Here is a 17120-nt window from a genome sequence, read left to right as displayed (position 1 = left end):
ATTTTTTGGTGTCCTGAGGATGATACCTCCTGAAGTTTTGATAAGTGGTATTCTTGAGGGTAGTATTTATTCGCTGATAGCCATAGGACTAAGCCAGATAATCGGTGTGATGAGGATCATCAACTATACCCATGGGGATCTCATGATTTTCGGAGCGATGATCAGTTTTTGGCTGTTCACTCTTTTCGGCCTAGACCCTCTTTTATCTCTCGTCATAATCGTACCTCTAACCCTTGGGGCAGGAATGTTTATTCAAAAGTTCATTGTGGGCCCGTCTATCAGAAAAGTTGAGCTTCAAAGTTCCGCCTCCATGGTCATCACCTTCGGCCTAGCCCTTGTAATCATGCAATCCGAATTCATCGTCTGGTCTCCTAACCTCAGGTCGATAGAAACCAGTTATACTGCACTAAATTTCATGGTAGGGGGCGTTCTGGTCAATCTCATGCGTGTTCTGGCTTTGCTGATGGCGGTTGCCGTAGCTGTTCTACTCCATCTCACCCTCAGCCGAACAGGCCTTGGAAGAGCCATCAGAGCCTGCACTCAAGACAGAGAAGCGGCTATGATGCTGGGGGTTAACTTTGAGAAAACGGCCTACTTGACTTTCGGCCTCTCCACAGCCCTTGCATCCGTGGCAGGGTTGCTTTGGATTCTCACCCATGTCCTTAACCCCGGGTTGGGGATAGCTTTCACAGTCAGAGGTTTTATAGTGCTCATTCTCGGAGGTATGGGAAGCATCGCCGGCCCCTTTATAGCGGGAATAATTGTCGGTTTACTTGAGAATATAGGAATTTACGTGTTCGGCGGAGTTTTCCGGGATACTGTTGTCTACGTAATTCTATTCCTAGTTTTACTTCTCAGACCCAGAGGCATTCTAGGGAAAGTGGAAGTCTATGCCTAAGTTCAGAAGCATCCCTCTAGGTAGATTCGGTAACGTTTACGTTTTGACCATAATATGCTTCGCAATCCTCACAGCCATGTTCATGGTCGGACTAATAGGCGCATACATCTCAAGCCTCATCATTTTCCTCATGGTTTACATCGTCCTGGCTATCAGCTGGAGTATACTCAGCGGATATGCTGGAGAATTCACCTTCGGCCACATCGGCTTCTTCGGCGTGGGTGGCTATACGGTGGCTCTGCTTAGTTTTCATAACATAGATATCGTTATACCTTTCAACATTCTGTTAGGGGGCTGCATGGCCGCTTTGTTTGCGTTGATCGTAGCTTATCCTCTTCTGCATATAAGAGGTTGGTATTTCGCCTTGGGCACATGGGCGGTTGCGGAAATTGCCAGAACACTTATCCTCGGTTTTCCCGCTGTTACAAATGCTGGAGCAGGTATATTTGTAGAGCATCCTTACCCTCCAGCTTTTGACTATTTTGGAGCCCTAATCTTGGGCTTCAGCGCGATTATTGTATTTTACAAAATTATCAATTCTAGGCTGGGTTTAGCCTTTGTTTCCGTTCGCGATAATTACGATGCAGCGAGAATGATGGGAATAAACACGACCCTCTACAGGACCATAGCCTTCATGATCCACGCCTTTCTAGCTGGGCTGGCTGGAGGTTTTTTTGCTCAATATAAGGTCTTTGTTGATCCTTACAGTGCCTTTGAATTCTCTTGGATATTCAAAGTGATCGTTATGGCAGTTATAGGAGGGGCTTCCACTTTCGCCGGACCGATAGTGGGTGCTGTACTCGTCCTGATCTTCGAAGAGATAGGTAAAACTTTCTTCATGAGAGGCTCCCTACTTCTCATGGCCATCATGCTCGTTGTAGTCTTCAGATTTATGCCTGAAGGCATTGTGGGGGCCCTCTCTGGACGTTCATCTGCTCCAATCTTCTTTAAGAAAATTCAGAGGTTGTTAAAACGTGAGTCTTCTTGAACTGAGGAACGTGTCCAAGAGGTTTGGAGGATTAACAGCCCTGAGAGGCGTAACCCTCAACATCGAGAAAGGAGGTATCATAGGCCTCATCGGGCCTAACGGCTCTGGGAAGACAACCTTGTTCAATGTTATTTGCGGCTTTTATAAACCCGATGCGGGTGAGATATTATTTGACGGAAAACGCATCACTAGCTTTACGCCAACTAAAATCTGTCGAATGGGAATCGGGCGGACATTTCAGATAGTGAAGCCATTCCACAGCCTAACAGTGATGGATAACGTTATGACTCCTGCAATATTCAGCCGCCGGCTGGGGGATCAGGACTTGGAAGCCTACTGCCAAAATATCTTGAAGCTAACTGGTCTCTATAAGCTGTCCCATGTTCCCGCTGCCAGTTTAACCCTTCAGAACAGGAAGCGCCTTGAGCTCGCCAGAGCCTTAGCTGTCAATCCTAAACTTCTGCTTCTCGACGAGGTATTAGCTGGGTTGACTCCTGCAGAAATTGAAGAAGGTCTTAAGATCATCCGTGAGATTGCGCAGAGAGGTGTCACCGTTCTCATGGTGGAACATGTGATGAAAGCCGTGATGTCCGTTTCAGAGAGGGTTGTAGTGTTACACCAAGGGGAAGTTATAGCCGATGGCACCCCTAAAGAAGTATCTCAAGACAAGAAGGTTATAGAAGCCTATCTGGGGGTGGGCGAGTATGCTTGAAGTAGACAGGATCAGTGTTTATTATGGAGACGCGCAAGCGCTGAGAGATGTTTCCATAAAAATTGATGAAGGAGAATACGTAGCTGTCGTGGGTTCAAACGGAGCCGGAAAAACAACTCTGATGAGAACTATCTCCGGTTTACTTCATCCGAAGACGGGAAAGATAACGTTTATGGGTAAAAGAATAGATGAACTTCCGCCTCACTCCATCGCAGCGCTTGGTATTGGACATATACCTGAGGGGCGGCGGCTTTTCCCAGCTATGACGGTCAAGGAGAATTTGGAAATGGGTTGCTACCTGAAACGTGCTAAGTTAAAGAAGGATGAAAATTTGAAAATGGTCTACGAGTTGTTTCCTGTGCTAAAAGAGCGTAGTATGCAACTTGCAGGAACACTTAGCGGAGGCGAGCAGCAAATGTTAGCCATTGCAAGAAGTCTCATGGCTGATCCGAACATCCTCCTTATCGACGAATTCTCGCAAGGTCTTGCACCACTATTGGTGCAGAAAATTCATAATGTGATAAAAGAGCTTAAGAAACGAGGATTAACGATACTGCTGGTTGAGCAAAACGTACGGTTGGCTCTTTCCTCGGCAGATAGAGCCTACGTCCTTGAGAACGGAAGTATAGTTGCGGAGGGCACTAACCTTCTAGACTCGGATTTTGTGAGAAAATCTTATTTGGGTATGTAAAGCATCCGTACTCAAGGTTTTTACTGCAAGTTGATTTATTCAAGCTACGGGACGCTGCAGTTTCAGCCGTTAAACGGAAAAATCTGTTAAATATTTTTCGCACTTACATTTCCTTTCTCTTCTTTGCAAGCCATGGCAGGAATACGATGAGTACGAAAATTACGGCGATAATGATGAAAACTTCACGAATGCTTATGAGCACCATGGAATTAATATTCGGGAAGGATACATATAGAGTTTTAGCTCGTGAACGTCTAAACCTTCCGAGATGAAAAAATAAAACCTTTCGATGCGAGGATAAAGTTGGAAAGGTTAGAGAGAAGCCTAGGTTAATGGTTGTTTCTCATGAAAGTAGTGGAAGTCTTCACAGCGCGAGGCCATAAGGCTGTCCGAGCAACTCACAGAACAACCCTAGAGGTCACCAAGGAAGAATGTCTCTCCCTTCGAGGGGACTGCATCATAGCCGTGGGTGCCAACAAGGGAGCAGCTGAACTCAGCTCAAAGTTTAAACAACTAGCCCGGAAGAGCGAAGCCAAACTCACCTTAACAGTCAAGGTTGAAGGGGAGAGGGAACTCGTCCGAGGCTGGGGAGATCCCCGTCTGTCTTTTTCGCATCCTACCGATTTGGTGGTTAGAAAAAGCAACTATATTTGTCCACGAACGGTCATGGTTAGAGCGGATAAGGCGGCGGCGGATTTGTCCAGAGAATTAGTCGCCAAACTGTCGAGAGCTGACGTCTCCGTCGTCATCGAGCTGACAGTCGAAGTTAGAGGGTGAATCTGAGGTCTAAGGCTACCATCCATGTTCTTGGAGCCGAAGGCTTGACACGCCGGGCATAAAGGACATCCGCTTTCCACCCGGAGAAGGCGACAGTTTTCTTCACTTCTTCCTCCGCTTTCTCCAATGGGTTCGGCTCCTTTGCAAAGCAATAATAGTGGACGATGCCCTCGGCCTTGAGCAAGGTTAAAGCTTGAGGGAGAAAGCGAAAGGCTTCAGAGGGAAGGTTCATTATGACTCTGTCAGCCTTCACCCCCCTTAGGTTTTTCTCCAAGAGTCTTTGGATGTCGCCAAGCAGAGCGGTGACCTTGCTATCAACTTTGTTAATGGCGATGTTTCTCAGCAGATAACTGTAAGCTTCGGGATTGGCGTCTATGGCGTAGACTTTGACCTTCTTCCTTCTTTTAGCTGTGAGAATTGAGAAAGGGCCTACTCCTGCGAACATATCAACCACGGTTTCCCCTTCACCTATCTGAGCTGAAACTCTGTCATGTTCGAAGCTCAGTCTAGGGCTGAAGTAGACTTTCCTTACATCCACGACGAAACGGCATCCAAACTCTCGGTGAACGGTTTCCGTTTGATCTATGCCGGAAATGAGCTTGAACTTTCTCAGCCGAAAAGGACTGTCTACTTGGGATGTTTTAGCTAGGACCGTTTTGACGTTTCTGTGGGTCTCCATAACTGTCTTGCCCAAAGCTTCCGCGTAGGGTTCCAGCTCTGGCGGCAGCTCTACGATGGCCACATGGCCGATGATGTCTAGGGATCGCGGAATCAACGGTTTTAATTTGGAAGGAATAACTTTTTCTAAGGCACTAGTAAAATTCTGAATCGTCTTCCCAGCTTCTACGATTTTCTCCACCACATTCACGTAGCCTAGCCCAGCATTATTCAGAAGATTTCGAGGAGGAGCTTCTTTTATAGGAATAAAAGCCAGTTCTCCTTCGACGGAGATTTTCATCTCACGTTTCAGGAAAGCATGCTCCTTAAGCAAGCGTAGGGCAAACTCGCAGTCTTTTTTCCTGACCGCTAAACATTGGCTTTTAGTTTTCAGCGCGAAACCTTCCAGTTGACTGCTGATTAAATTTGACTGTAGGGGAGAGAAATCTTAGCATAGATATTAGTTTTATGTTTAAATCTTTACTTGAGAATACCAGAAATTGTTGCTGGGAAGTATAAAGTTCTTGTTAAACATGGTTTGTTATTGAGTGTGATTTTATACCGAAAGTTTTATATTAATTTTCTTTAAAATAAAAAGGATGGAAGGTGAAAATGAAATGACAAGTCAGTCTCGTAGAAGTGCGATGAAATACGGCATCGCCGCCATCGCCGCTGCTGTTGTCGCTGGCGTGGGCGGCTACGCTGCATGGCAAGCCATGAGGCCTGCGCCTGCGCCTACACCCACGCCTACACCAACCCCTACCCCTACACCAACTCCAACTCCGGTTGTTGCGGATACGTTTAAGGCGCCTATTGATCAGTGGGGTCTTGTATCGGTTCCGGAGCTAAACTTCTATACGTCTGCTCACAGTGGATGGTACTACAATTACGAGGAAAACATATCCAGATACGAAGAGGTTACTGGAACAAAGATCAACATTTTCACGGACGACTTCGTGACCATGCATGATAAGCTAGCCACAACCTTCGCAGCTGGAACCTATGCCTACGACGTAACCTATGAATGGGGAGCTTGGCTTCAAGAGTTTCTGGAATTCTTCACCCCTCTGGACGAGCTGGGAATAGAGATCCCTCCAGAAGTAGACAAGGACATAGTGCCCTACGCCCGGGAAACTGTAACCTATAAAGACAGATACTACGCTCTGCCAAGAATGTACGAGGTTTTCACCCTCAACGCTAACCTAACCCATTTGAAGGAAGTAGGGCTAAGCTGGCCTACGACGTTTGAAGAATGGTTGGAGCAGCTTGAATTGCTGAAGAACCACTTTAAAGGCAAGGAAGGCTATTACCCCTATGCGGCAGGATTCAGGCAAGGATATCTTCTAACCCACTACCTTGTGTGGTTGCATTGCAACGGGGGCGACTTCTGGAAGTATGACTCCCGTAGGACGATCAATGTGGACAGCAAGGAATCTATTAGAGCTGTAGAGGATATGATCGAGCTGTATAGGAACTACATGAACCCTGCTGCTATCGAATGGATATTCAGCATTCAAGCTGGAAAAGAGTGGTACTTGGAAAACGCCACCTACATGATGTACTATCCCCATGTGACCACTATTGTAATGCCGAAGTACCATGAACTGGGATACCCGCTGTCAAAGAAGGAAGTCATAACTTGGCTTGTTCCAGGACATAGTGGAGTTGTGCGTTCAGCCTCCGAGAACGCTCCTGAAGGTTACGGAATTCCGGTGATGGCTAAACACAAGGAGGCAGCGTGGGACTTTATAAAGTTCCTTCACAGCAAAGAGACGCAAGTGCAGATGACATTGCATAATGGGCCGACACCGGATCTTGAGGAGCCATGTCCGACAAGATGGTCATACTTCTATGACGAGAGGTTCGCTGTTTTCCCATGGAACATGTTCATCATGGAGCAGCTGGAGCAGTCGAAGTATAGATGCAGCCGCTACATTAGACCGGCGTATCAGGCTATAACTGACACTGTGGAGATTGAAATAACTAACGCCCTCAAAGGCATAAAGACAGCGGAGCAAGCTATGAGTGATGCTGCTGAGAAATGCGACGAAATAGTCGACGAGGAGTATGAGAAGTACGGTGGCGGATATCCTGAAGCCTGGACCGACGGACTGATAACCGGGGAAGTGATAGCTAAGATCGACGACATCCTCAAGTGGATTGAGGAAAACTCCCCTGAGGAGTCGCTATCTTGGCTGTACTGGCTTAGGGGAGGCTAAAAGCCTCACTAGGAGAAGAATCGAACTGTGGCTCTGAAGATAAGCAGAGAAAGTAAATTCGCCCTTCTCTGCTTGTCCCCCTTCTTTATTTTCCTTTCGATTTTTATTTTATATCCCCTTGGGGCTTCATTTTATTACACATTTACGGACTTAAGTTTGAGGACGCTAGAATATTCCTTTGTAGGCTTGCGTAATTGGGCTTATATGATTTCGGACCCTGTGTTCATAACCTCCCTTTGGCATACTCTGTATTTCTTCGGCTTAACCACCATAATAGCCGTTCCAGCTGGTTTAGGTACAGCCCTGCTTTTAAGTCAAGAATTCAAGGGAAACACCTTCGGAAGAGTCCTTCTTCTTCTACCTTGGGCTACCCCCCCGATAGTTGTATCCTTAATATTTTGGTGGATCTTCAATTCAGCTTACGGTATTGTCAATTGGCTGTTGAAAACCTTAGGCTTAATTCCCGCAGCAATTTCGTTCTTCAGCACTCCGTTTCTGGTATTAAATATTTTAGCTTTATTCTTCTGCTGGAAAGTTTTTACACTCTACGGGCTTTTATTTCTTTCAGCTCTTCAAAATGTTCCAAAAGAAATTGTTGAATCTGTGAAAATCTACAAGGCTGGTGTTCTTTCCAGGTTCAAATATGTCATATGGCCGCATATCAAGGGAATATTCGTCATAAATTGTATTTTAAACGCCATTCTATCCTTACTTTACAGTTTCGATATTGTGATCTCCATCACCAAAGGCGGCCCGGGGACTGAAAGTTATGTGCTAACTTTCTATTCTTACCTCACAACCTTCTGGTATTTGAATGCAGGCTACGGAGCTACACTTGCCTATGTAGTAACCTTGATAGGCCTAGTTTTCGCTTTTACCGCACTCAGATGGTACAAGGTTGTTTGAGGTGAAACATAAATGAACGTTCAAATACCAAAACCGAACAAAGCAAGAAAAATCGCAGGGAAAATCGGAATATACACAGCCTTCGCCATCTTAGTTTTCACCATACTTTTTCCATATTTCTGGATGGTTACTTCAAGTTTACAGCGGGAAATAGACCTTTACAGGCCTCCCCCCTTCCCGTTTAAACCCGTTAAATTTACAGTCTTCCATTACGGTGAACTCTTAAGCTACCCGCCTTTCACCGAAGGGCTTGTGAACAGCGCTTTAGTAGCCTTGATAACGGCGGGTTTCGTAATGACAGCAGGTTCACTGGGAGCTTACGCCCTTGTCAGGACCAGGTTTAAAGTGAACAGGGTCCTCCTCCAAGCCATCGTGATCTTCTATATGCTACCAGGAGTTGCATTGCTGATACCTGTGGCAACAGTGGAGAGAGCTTTAGGTTTGATAGACACCTTGCCGGGGGTCGTGTTCGCTCACAGCGTCTTCATTCTTCCTCTGATGACATGGATGCTTGCTTCAATATTTCGAGGAGTTCACATGGACTTGGAGGAAGCTGGACAGGTTGATGGTTTGAGTAGGTTTGGAACCATGTTTCGGGTTGTTCTGCCTCTGTCCATCACAGGCGTCATGATCGTTACGGTTTTCTGTTTCATCATTTCATGGAATGAGCTTATGTACTCCAGCGTCATCGGTGTGAGAGATTTCAAAATGCTTCAGCCGGTTATTTTAGAGTTCATGGGCCCGATGAAGCAGGTTATCCCCCGGGTTATGGCTGCCGGTGTGTTTTCAAGCCTCCCAGTTATAGCCCTGGCCGTTATACTTCAAAAATACATCATTAAAGGAATCATGAGCGGCGCTATCAAGTAAATGAAAAATTTTTCTCTAAGATAAAATAATAAAATATAGTGCTGCGCCGGCAGAAATTTAGATGATGCAGTGTTCTGTCTTTTTATCGAATAATCTAAGCTTATCTTTATCGAATCCAAACCATACTTTCTCCCCGCTTGTCAAAGGCATCTTACGCACATTTGCTTTTAGAGTATAGTTTCCAACTTTCAGATTTACTATCATTCTAGCCCCCAAAGGTTCAATGATGTCCACGTAGGCCTCTGCAAGGCTGTTAGCGGTTTTAGTCAGACTTAACGTCAAAAACTCAGGCCTCACTCCGATTACGAATTCACGGCTATTCGTAAGCTTCTCGATGTCTTCTTTGAACTCGGTTACATCATAGCTGAAAATTCCCGCATCAAGTACGAATCTACCGTCTTTCTCCACTAGAGTGCAGTCTATGAAATCCATGGGCGGACTGCCGATGAATCCTGCTACGAAAAAGTTTTTCGGATACCTATAAAGCATATCCGGAGTATCGCATTGTTGAAGTCTGCCCAAGTGCATCACAGCGATTCTGTCAGCTAAAGTTAAAGCTTCGAGCTGGTCATGGGTGACATATATAGTCGTCGTTTTCAACCTTTGCTGAAGTTTCTTCAATTCGATCCTTGTACGAGCTCTAACTTTCGTGTCTAGGTTTGTGAGAGGTTCGTCGAAAAGGTAAACTTTAGGCTGGGTTACAATGGCCCTGCCCAGCTCAATTTTTTGCTTTTGCTCCATCGTTAAGCGTTCCACAGGAAAGTTAAGCACATCAGTTATTCCTAAAAGTTCAGCAACCTCTTTAACGGCTTTATCGATCTCTTCTTTTGGTTTCTTCAACATTTTCAAGGGGAAGGCAATCTGGTCAAAAACTTTCATTTCAGGATAGATGGCGTAAAACTGGAAAACCATAGCTACATCTCGATCTTTAGAAGGAAGATCGTTCACAAGCACGTCTCCTATGTAGATTTCTCCCTTCGTCGGTGTTTCTAAACCTGCGATCATTCTAAGCGTCGTTGTTTTACCGCAGCCTGAGGGCCCGAGTAAACATAAAAATTCCCCATCCTTTATAGTCAAATCTAGCTCATTGACCGCTATCGTTTTCCCAAAGGTTTTTGTGAGTTTTTCCAAACGGACAGAAACCATTTTTCTCGCTTCCTTAGAGGATGCAGTTTCCAGTTTTCCTGTCGAAAAGTATTATATGCTTATTGGCAAAGGTAAAGTATACTTTATCTTTAATTCGACTTGCCGTAACCTCGTCGGCTAAACTTATCAGCTCGGTTCCCCCCACCTTCAAATAAACAACATTTTCCGGCCTGATATGATCTATGCCGATCACCTCAGCCGGGATGGCCTCTTTGACTTTCTTATCCAAAATATTTACGTGTTCAGGTCGCACCCCTAAGACAACATCCTTATCTAAAAATTTGCTGACTACATCTTTCAGTTCTGTCATATCGTAGACAAAATCTCCCGCGTCGAGCATGATTTTTCCATTCTTCTCGTTTAAAGTGCAGTTTATCAGGTTAATTCGCGGACTGCACATGGTTTCAGCAACAATTATATGCTTGGGTTTATTGTACAAACTCTCCGCATTATCGCATTGGAGAACAGAGCCCTTGCTCATAACAGCGATCCTATCACCTATGCTCATAGCTTCAAATAGATCTGGAGTGGCATAAATCCCCGTTATCTGAAGTTGCTGCTGCATTCTTTTAATCTCAGACCTCATAAGAACTCTAAGTTTTGCATCTAAGTTCGTTAAGGGCTCATCCATCAAGTACACTTTAGGTCTTCTCACTATCGCCCTAGCAATGGCAACTCTCTGCCGTTCACCTCCACTGAGCAATGCCGGAAGCCTATCGAGCAATTTTTCTATTCCCAAGGTTTTTGCAACTTCTAAAACTTTCTTCTCAACTTCGTCCCTAGGCGTCCCTCTTACCTTCAACGGGAAGGCTATGTTTTCAAAGACTGTTTTATTCGGGTAGAGAGCATAGGTTTGAAAAACCATGGCTACGTCTCGGTCTTTAGGGGGAAGATCGTTCACAAGCACTCCATCAATGTATATATTTCCCTCGTCATGCGTTTCAGTACCAGCTATGAGTCTGAGTGTGGTAGTCTTACCGGCACCTGAAGGCCCGAGTAAGCATAGAAATTCCCCTTCTTTCACATCTAAACTGATCCTGTTAACAGCGGTAATATCTCCAAATTTTTTTGTCACGTTCTCTAACGATACTTTGACAGTTGCCATAGGGCTTCATCCGATGATGTCACGAAATACGCGATTGAAAAATTCACCGTTCTACTTTAAATAGGTTACGGGAGAAGTTCACATTCACCAAAGAACCTTTAAAAAATCTTCATCGAAGTTGGCTCAGGAAGGCTTCTCATTGGAGTGTGCAAAATATTTTTAAGCGACATGCAAACTAAGCTGATTAATTGAATGGAGGGTATTACTCAATTGTGCTCCCTGAAGTTGAGGGATGGAAACCTCGCTACTCATGGAAATCTGGAGGTGTGGACACATGGCTAGGGTGGAAACTGTTAACGGTCCTATTTCGCCGGAAGAGTTGAAGTTAACACTACCCCATGAGCATCTCATCTGCACATTTACAGTTTGGCATACGGCTCCTGATGAAGGAAGGAAAAGAGCGCTGGTCGACGCGCCGATAACCTTGGCGAATCGGGGGGATCTTCTGCGGGATGCCGGTGTATCTTGCAACAATTTGACAATGCTTGACGTGGATGAAGCTATTGAGGAATTGATGGAATTCAAACACTGGGGTGGCAACAGCTTAGTGGAGTTGACTTGCCCGGGAGTAGGAAGGGATCCGTTAGCCCTGAGGAAAATCTCCCAAGCTACAGGCATCAACATAATTTGTCCTTCAGGCTTCTACATCGGTTTATCTCACCCGCCTTTGGTAAAGAAAATGGACATTGACGGAGTGCGCGACTTCATCGTGAAGGAGTTAACGGAGGGCATAAGCTATCCGGTTGAAACCGAAATAAAAGCAGGCGTCATAAAATGCGCTACTCTTTACCCCATATCGGAAGAAGAGGAAAAAGTATTCAGAGGGGCAGCTCGGGCTCAGAAAGAAACGGGAGCGCCCTTCACCATACATCCAACGCTTCTAGACGTGGAGAAGAAAAAGAAAGTCTTTGACCAGGAGAATATAATAAAGATGATAGAAAAGGAAGGAGCGAATCTAGAAAAGTTCTATATGAGTCACATGGACTTGACTTGTAGTGATGACAGATCCAAAGTTAACGTTGAATTTCATAAAAAACTCATGGATAAATATCCAATAATCTTGGAATATGACACCATTGGCAATGAAAGCTGGTGGAACAGCCTGTGGCCTGGAGCTTTATTCGTCAGCGATAATGAGCGGTTACTGGCCATTGCAGAACTATGCGACCAAGGCTATGAAAAACAGCTCATGATGTCCCAAGATGTTTTCACAAAACTTCAAAGGGTGAAATATGGAGGCTGGGGCTACGCGCATATACTGAAACACATCGTTCCTAGGCTGAGATACATGGGGGTATCTAAAAAGCAAATTCGCACTATGATGATAGATAACCCGAAGCGAATTCTTTCGTATTAAAACAGTTAATTTTTCCCTTTTTTTTTTAAAAAAAAAAAAGGTGAAGCTTTAATCCTTAATGGCTATTACATCCAATTCAACTTTCTGGTTTGGCCAAGTGAGGCGAGCGCAACCTACACCTGTTAAAGCTGGGAATGGCGGCCCGGAAATGTACTTCGCTTGGACTTCACGCCAGATGTTGTAGAACTCTACGTCAAGAGACGTTCCGTAGATGGTCATGAAAACAACGTCATCCCATGTGGCGCCTGCAGCCTTTAAGCATTTGTCAATGTTCTCGTAGGTCAACTCCATCTGGCTTTTAAGGTCGAGGGGCATTTCGCCTTTCTCGTTGGCTCCAACTTGACCTGATATGAAAATAAAGTTTCCCTTTATGGCAACCTGTGACCAGCCAACTGGAAACTTGCTTACTTTCGCATCTGGACCTTGGGAAGGATCCCAAACACCTTTTGGATTTATGGCTATTCTTTTACCCATTTTGCATCGGAAGTGATAGGCGTGATCCACGATTTAAATTTTTCCTAACTTTGGGTTAGAGATATTATTTTGCACGTTGAACTGCTTGCTTTATCAATCTTCTGACCATTACCACGCTAACCTGTTTCCGGTATTCAGCGGTTGACCTAGCATCGGTTATTGGGGAGATGTCTTCGACGACTTTTTGAGAAGCTTTCTCGATGAGCTCGTCGGTAACTTCTTTATCTCTCACGGTTTCTTCAACTTTTTTTGCTCTGATGGGTGTGGGAGCTACGGCGCCGAGGGCTATTCTGATGTCTTTGCATGTATTGCCCTCAAGCACAATTTTCACAGCGCAGTTCAATTTGCACAAGTCCACGGAGACTCGTTTCATGCTTTCGAAAGCCATTCCGCAGTTTCCTTTCTGCGGGGGTATTATTATCTCTGTCAAAATTTCCCGATCTAGCACGTTTTTGTTAGGGCCGAGGAAGAATTTTTCTAACAATACTCTCCGCTCACTTTTTTGCCCGACCAGTTTCACTTCCGCATCATAGGTCATTAAGGGAGGTACAGCATCCGCAGCAGGGGAGCTTCGACAAATGTTTCCCCCTATTGTAGCCATGTTTCTGATCTGCCAACTGTGAAATGCTTTTGTGGTACATTCGTGAAGCGAGGGATATTTCTGCTTGATCAGCTTGGACTCGTTTATTTTGATGATGGGGGTGAGGGCGCCTATCGCCAATCCCCCTTCTTCTGTCTCCTTTATATAATCCATCCCGGCTATGTTTTTGATGTTTATAATGCATTGGGGCATAATCGCCCTGTCTTTCATGAATACCAGAAGGTCTGTTCCTCCTGCCAATATCGCGGCTTTCTCGCCGAGTTTTCCAAGGATAGCTAATGCGTCCTCAAGCTTCGAAGGAGCCACGTATTCGAATTTCTTCAAGGGCCTTTTCATTATAAATGGCATCTACTCTTTCCCCCCTCTCAGCGCCTCTAAAACGACCTCGCTTGTCATCGGGCAGCGTTTAACCCTAACGCCTAGAGCATTGTAAATGGCATTGGCAATAACAGGGACAATGACGCCTATTCCCCATTCTCCGACACCTCTCACCCCGTAGGGGGGTCCTACGTGTGGAGGCCGGTCTTTGACTTCCTCTATTATGACAGGTTTTACTTCGTACATTTCTGTCGCTCGCGGGATTTTATAGTCTAAGAAGTTTCTGCTGACATAGACGTTGTTCTTTTCGTCGAAGTTGAAATTCTCGTAGAGAGCCATACCTACCCCTTGACATAATGCTCCTCCCAAATATTGCCCTATCACAATCTTGGGATTTACCATTCTCCCTGGGCAGTAGCTGGGAACCAGTTTTACTATTTTAACTTCTCCTGTTTCAACGTCAACTTCAACTTCCGCCGCTGAAACTAGAGGGTTACGCCATTTGAACCCGGGCTCGATTTCAGGGAATTCGCTTCCCGGAGGACCTGATGCAGTGCCAACCACTGTTGAAGTGATGGCTTCTGTGAGAGGAATCATTCTTTTAGGATCATTTTTAACGTAGACTTTTTTCTCTTTGACTTCTAAGTTTTCCGGAGGCACCTCAAGTTTCGGGGCTACTGTCTCGCAAATCTTCCGTTTCGCGTCTTCGATGGCGAGTAGGAGCATGTGTCCCCCGATAGTCAACGTCCGGCTTGACCTGGCTTCATAGTAGTCAAACTGCCCTACAGCCGTATCGTCGGCGATTATGCTGACCTCCTCCAAGGATATTCCAAGATGTTCCGCGGCTATCATGCACAAAGTTGTATTGGAACCTGTGCCTAGATCCTGGGTGCCTGAAAGGATCGTAAGCGAACCGTCCGGATACATGGTGACGGTCATGGTCATTAATCCATCGTAGTTAAACCCTCCCCAAGCAGCCGAGTAGGCTAGGCCTATTCCTCTCCTTTTCGATCCTTCTACGGCTACAGGTTTCCCCCAACCTTTCCACTTCTCTTTCCATCCTATCTCTTTCAAGACTTCTTGTAGCATTTTTTTGGAGGGATAGGTATCCAAGGCGGCTCTGGGGTAGAAGGGATTCTTGTAGGGTTTAGGAGGCACAACGTCCCCCGTTTCAGGCATGTTTTTCAGCCTGATCTCCGCGGGGTCTTTTCCAAGTTTTTCAGCAACCTGATCGATGACTTGCTCTAAAGCGAAATTTGTACTTGGCACCTGCACCGAACGGAACGGCTGGGTGCTGAAATAGTTCACATGCACATCCCAAGCTTCAAATCGAGCATTTTCCGCTTTATAAGAAATAGCTGGCGCTTCTTCCCAAAATTGGCAACTTCCACTGACAGAATTTCCGTAGCCTCCGATATCGCAGTAGGTTTTGAAGTGAATGGCAGTGAAAGTTCCGTCCTTTTTGGCGCCGATCTTAACGTATATTTTCTGGCCTGCTCGCTTTGTATGACATTGTTCCTCTTCCCTTGTGTACACCAGCTTTACCGATTTACCTTTTGCTTTTTTGGACAGCAAGGCTGCAATGGGAATGTATCTTTCGATGTATTTTGACCCAAACCCTCCTCCTACATACCTCGATATGACTCTGATCTTGCTTGACGGCATCTCGAACACGTAGGAGAGGCTATCAATGATCTCATGTTTCGTCTGCGTAGCGACCCAGAGCGTCAGCCGGTCTCCTTCCCATTGAGCCAAACAAACATGAGGCTCTAAAGGTGCGTGTATCTGCGGTTTTACCACAAATTTATCTTCCACTATTACGTCAGCTTCCTTAAAGCCTTTGTCAAGGTCTCCCCATTCAAGCACTGTAGGTTCACGTATACCCTTCTCCACGATAGTCCCGCCTAGAGGGCCGTAGACGTTGCCTTCAGGATACAACTTCGGCGCGTCTTCCCGAGCTGCTTCTTCCGGGTCGAACACGGCGGGCAAGACCTCGTATTCAACTTTTATCAGGTCTAATGCTTCATCCGCCACTTCCTCGCTTACAGCCGCTACCGCCGCCACTTCATCGCCTACGTAACGCACATGATCCTCCAAAATGTAGCAAGCTCTAGCGCTGCTTCGAGGGAGTAGCCTTTTTGGTACATCTTTGTGGGTGATTATGGCGGCTACACCGGGAAGCTTTTCAGCTTCACTGGTATCTATGTTTTTTATTATCGCATGGGGATGGGGGCTCCTCAAGATTTTCGCGCAAAGGTCAGCTTTCATGTCAGCGACAAATTTAGCAGCCCCTGTAACTTTCTCATAAGATTCTTTTCGAGGGATAGATTTTCCAATCCATTTAAATTCCTGCGCGCCTTTCGCCGGATAAACTTTCCATTCAATCAATTACCGCCACCTCCTCAAGAAAATCTTTTCATTTTTTCTGCAGCCGCTTTGATCGACTCGATAATATGGTAGTAATCACCGCACCTGCAGATATTTCCTGCAATGGCAAGTCGTATTTCCTCATCCGTGAGTTTTTCTCCAGTTTTTTTATCCAGCAGAGCTTTAGTCACCATAAGAAATCCCGGTGTACAGAAGCCGCATTGAAACCCAAAATTTTCTATGAAGGCTTCTTGGATGGGATGCAGCTTTCCAGTTTCAGGGTCTGAAAGACCTTCTACGGTCAATATTTTTTTCCCTTCGCATTCGATGGCGAGAATCAGGCATGAAAGCTTGGGTTGTCCATCTATTAGAACTGTGCAGGCTCCGCATTCTCCGCTTTCGCAGCCAATTTTTGTACCGGTTAATCCCAGTTTTTCTCGCAGAACTTTTGCTAACACCTCGTTGACGTCAACTTCTACTTCGCATTCTACGCCGTTTACCGTTAATTTCACGGTTTTCTTTGTAATGGTCGCCAATAGTATCACCAACCTATTATTTGTTTCCATTTTTTCATTATTTAAATTTTTCAGACGGCTTAACGTAAAAGGAAGTTGAGAGAGCAGTAGAAAGGTAAAGGCTCTGCCTTTTCTGACAAAGACATGAGTGTGATGTTTATTGTCAAAGCATAAAATTTAAGAGAAGCACCATGAAAAAAACAAAGGGGGTAGTCCCTGTTTATGAAAGTTGCGATCAAAGCCTACGGATTGAGTGCACGAAGCCAGCAATACGTAACCCTTGAAGTGCCGGAGGGAACGAAGATAATCGAGGCTATACTGAAAGCCACGAAGGAAAAAGGCTTAGTCTTAAACCTTCCAGACTCTTCGTCTGAAGGAGTATTTCCGTATTTTGTCGTCGTAAACGATCGAATAGTTAATCCTAAAGAAGAGTTAAAAGGAAACGAGGAGAAGCAGATAACCATAAGGCCTTTTGCCGGCGGAGGATAACACGGCTGTTCTAGGACCGCCAAACTGCTGTTT

The 17120-nt window shown here is 45.4% G+C and carries 17 protein-coding genes; 10 read left to right on the top strand and 7 right to left on the bottom strand.

Going from position 1 to position 17120, the window contains the following annotated elements; all coding sequences use genetic code 11:
- The first annotated feature begins 19 nt into the window (after positions 1-19).
- From BWM17_RS07295 to BWM17_RS07275, 5 genes are all read left to right on the top strand, one after another.
- Positions 20-898 (top strand): branched-chain amino acid ABC transporter permease, encoded by an 879-nt coding sequence (locus tag BWM17_RS07295; RefSeq protein WP_309493271.1) that lies wholly within the window; start codon positions 20-22, stop codon positions 896-898.
- A complete protein-coding gene (locus BWM17_RS07290; RefSeq protein ID WP_309493270.1) occupies positions 891-1886 on the top strand; it encodes a branched-chain amino acid ABC transporter permease in 996 nt (331 codons plus the stop codon). The genes BWM17_RS07295 and BWM17_RS07290 overlap by 8 nt, the downstream gene beginning before the upstream one ends.
- Positions 1873-2598: an ABC transporter ATP-binding protein gene (locus tag BWM17_RS07285; RefSeq protein ID WP_309493269.1), complete on the top strand. Its 726-nt coding sequence runs from the start codon at positions 1873-1875 to the stop codon at positions 2596-2598. Before BWM17_RS07290 ends, BWM17_RS07285 begins: the two co-directional genes overlap by 14 nt.
- Entirely contained in the window at positions 2591-3289 is a 699-nt protein-coding gene (locus BWM17_RS07280) for an ABC transporter ATP-binding protein (protein WP_309493268.1), read from the top strand. The genes BWM17_RS07285 and BWM17_RS07280 overlap by 8 nt, the downstream gene beginning before the upstream one ends.
- Positions 3290-3634: 345 nt before the next feature.
- Positions 3635-4066, top strand: coding sequence for a DUF371 domain-containing protein (locus tag BWM17_RS07275; RefSeq protein ID WP_309493267.1), 432 nt, complete (start codon positions 3635-3637; stop codon positions 4064-4066).
- Here BWM17_RS07275 and BWM17_RS07270 read toward each other — a convergent pair.
- Positions 4056-5117: a class I SAM-dependent methyltransferase family protein gene (locus BWM17_RS07270; RefSeq protein ID WP_309493755.1), complete on the bottom strand. Its 1062-nt coding sequence runs from the start codon at positions 5115-5117 to the stop codon at positions 4056-4058. The two genes, BWM17_RS07275 and BWM17_RS07270, sit on opposite strands and share 11 nt — an antisense overlap.
- 205 nt (positions 5118-5322) lie before the next feature.
- On the opposite strand from BWM17_RS07270, the gene BWM17_RS07265 reads away from it, so the two are divergent.
- From BWM17_RS07265 to BWM17_RS07255, 3 genes are read left to right on the top strand one after another with little or no spacing between them, the layout of a single operon-like run.
- Positions 5323-6942, top strand: a complete 1620-nt coding sequence (locus BWM17_RS07265) for an extracellular solute-binding protein (RefSeq protein WP_309493266.1) — start codon at positions 5323-5325, stop codon at positions 6940-6942.
- A gap of 27 nt (positions 6943-6969) precedes the next feature.
- Positions 6970-7848, top strand: coding sequence for a sugar ABC transporter permease (locus tag BWM17_RS07260; protein ID WP_309493265.1), 879 nt, complete (start codon positions 6970-6972; stop codon positions 7846-7848).
- A 12-nt stretch (positions 7849-7860) separates the two neighbouring features.
- Positions 7861-8715 carry a carbohydrate ABC transporter permease gene (locus BWM17_RS07255; protein ID WP_309493264.1) on the top strand — a complete coding sequence of 285 codons (855 nt, stop codon included), beginning with the start codon at positions 7861-7863 and terminating at the stop codon, positions 8713-8715.
- Between the two features lie 57 nt (positions 8716-8772).
- Here BWM17_RS07255 and BWM17_RS07250 read toward each other — a convergent pair whose 3' ends face one another.
- Positions 8773-9861 (bottom strand): ABC transporter ATP-binding protein, encoded by a 1089-nt coding sequence (locus tag BWM17_RS07250; RefSeq protein ID WP_342766495.1) that lies wholly within the window; start codon positions 9859-9861, stop codon positions 8773-8775.
- A gap of 13 nt (positions 9862-9874) precedes the next feature.
- Positions 9875-10966, bottom strand: a complete 1092-nt coding sequence (locus BWM17_RS07245) for an ABC transporter ATP-binding protein (RefSeq protein ID WP_309493262.1) — start codon at positions 10964-10966, stop codon at positions 9875-9877.
- 274 nt (positions 10967-11240) lie between these two features.
- On the opposite strand from BWM17_RS07245, the gene BWM17_RS07240 reads away from it, so the two are divergent.
- On the top strand, positions 11241-12323 hold the full coding sequence (locus BWM17_RS07240; RefSeq protein ID WP_309493261.1) for a hypothetical protein: 1083 nt from the start codon (positions 11241-11243) through the stop codon (positions 12321-12323).
- Positions 12324-12371: 48 nt separating this feature from the next.
- Here the strand turns inward: BWM17_RS07240 and BWM17_RS07235 are convergent, their stop codons facing one another.
- The 4 genes from BWM17_RS07235 to BWM17_RS07220 form a co-directional block, all read right to left on the bottom strand.
- On the bottom strand, positions 12372-12797 hold the full coding sequence (locus BWM17_RS07235; RefSeq protein ID WP_309493260.1) for a RidA family protein: 426 nt from the start codon (positions 12795-12797) through the stop codon (positions 12372-12374).
- Between the two features lie 64 nt (positions 12798-12861).
- Positions 12862-13722: a xanthine dehydrogenase family protein subunit M gene (locus BWM17_RS07230; protein ID WP_309493259.1), complete on the bottom strand. Its 861-nt coding sequence runs from the start codon at positions 13720-13722 to the stop codon at positions 12862-12864.
- A gap of 24 nt (positions 13723-13746) precedes the next feature.
- Positions 13747-16104, bottom strand: coding sequence for a xanthine dehydrogenase family protein molybdopterin-binding subunit (locus BWM17_RS07225; protein WP_309493258.1), 2358 nt, complete (start codon positions 16102-16104; stop codon positions 13747-13749).
- 14 nt (positions 16105-16118) lie between these two features.
- Positions 16119-16628, bottom strand: a complete 510-nt coding sequence (locus BWM17_RS07220) for a (2Fe-2S)-binding protein (RefSeq protein WP_309493754.1) — start codon at positions 16626-16628, stop codon at positions 16119-16121.
- A gap of 192 nt (positions 16629-16820) precedes the next feature.
- Here BWM17_RS07220 and BWM17_RS07215 point away from each other — a divergent pair, with 192 nt between their 5' ends.
- Positions 16821-17087 carry a hypothetical protein gene (locus tag BWM17_RS07215; RefSeq protein ID WP_309493257.1) on the top strand — a complete coding sequence of 89 codons (267 nt, stop codon included), beginning with the start codon at positions 16821-16823 and terminating at the stop codon, positions 17085-17087.
- The last annotated feature ends 33 nt before the right edge of the window (positions 17088-17120 follow it).

This window comes from Candidatus Hecatella orcuttiae (assembly GCF_002009985.1).
GTDB classification, from domain to species: domain Archaea; phylum Thermoproteota; class Bathyarchaeia; order Hecatellales; family Hecatellaceae; genus Hecatella; species Hecatella orcuttiae.
The sequence above is the reverse complement of the archived record's forward strand: the minus strand, read 5'-3'. Positions and strand labels throughout refer to the sequence as shown.

Coding starts and splice junctions, on each gene's coding strand:
- BWM17_RS07295 (WP_309493271.1), top strand. CDS start 20: ATGATACCTCCTGAAGTTTTGATAAGTGGTATTCTTGAGGGTAGTATT.
- BWM17_RS07290 (WP_309493270.1), top strand. CDS start 891: ATGCCTAAGTTCAGAAGCATCCCTCTAGGTAGATTCGGTAACGTTTAC.
- BWM17_RS07280 (WP_309493268.1), top strand. CDS start 2,591: ATGCTTGAAGTAGACAGGATCAGTGTTTATTATGGAGACGCGCAAGCG.
- BWM17_RS07275 (WP_309493267.1), top strand. CDS start 3,635: ATGAAAGTAGTGGAAGTCTTCACAGCGCGAGGCCATAAGGCTGTCCGA.
- BWM17_RS07265 (WP_309493266.1), top strand. CDS start 5,323: ATGGAAGGTGAAAATGAAATGACAAGTCAGTCTCGTAGAAGTGCGATG.
- BWM17_RS07255 (WP_309493264.1), top strand. CDS start 7,861: ATGAACGTTCAAATACCAAAACCGAACAAAGCAAGAAAAATCGCAGGG.
- BWM17_RS07250 (WP_342766495.1), bottom strand. CDS start 9,861: ATGGTTTCTGTCCGTTTGGAAAAACTCACAAAAACCTTTGGGAAAACG.
- BWM17_RS07245 (WP_309493262.1), bottom strand. CDS start 10,966: ATGGCAACTGTCAAAGTATCGTTAGAGAACGTGACAAAAAAATTTGGA.
- BWM17_RS07240 (WP_309493261.1), top strand. CDS start 11,241: ATGGCTAGGGTGGAAACTGTTAACGGTCCTATTTCGCCGGAAGAGTTG.
- BWM17_RS07235 (WP_309493260.1), bottom strand. CDS start 12,797: ATGGGTAAAAGAATAGCCATAAATCCAAAAGGTGTTTGGGATCCTTCC.
- BWM17_RS07215 (WP_309493257.1), top strand. CDS start 16,821: ATGAAAGTTGCGATCAAAGCCTACGGATTGAGTGCACGAAGCCAGCAA.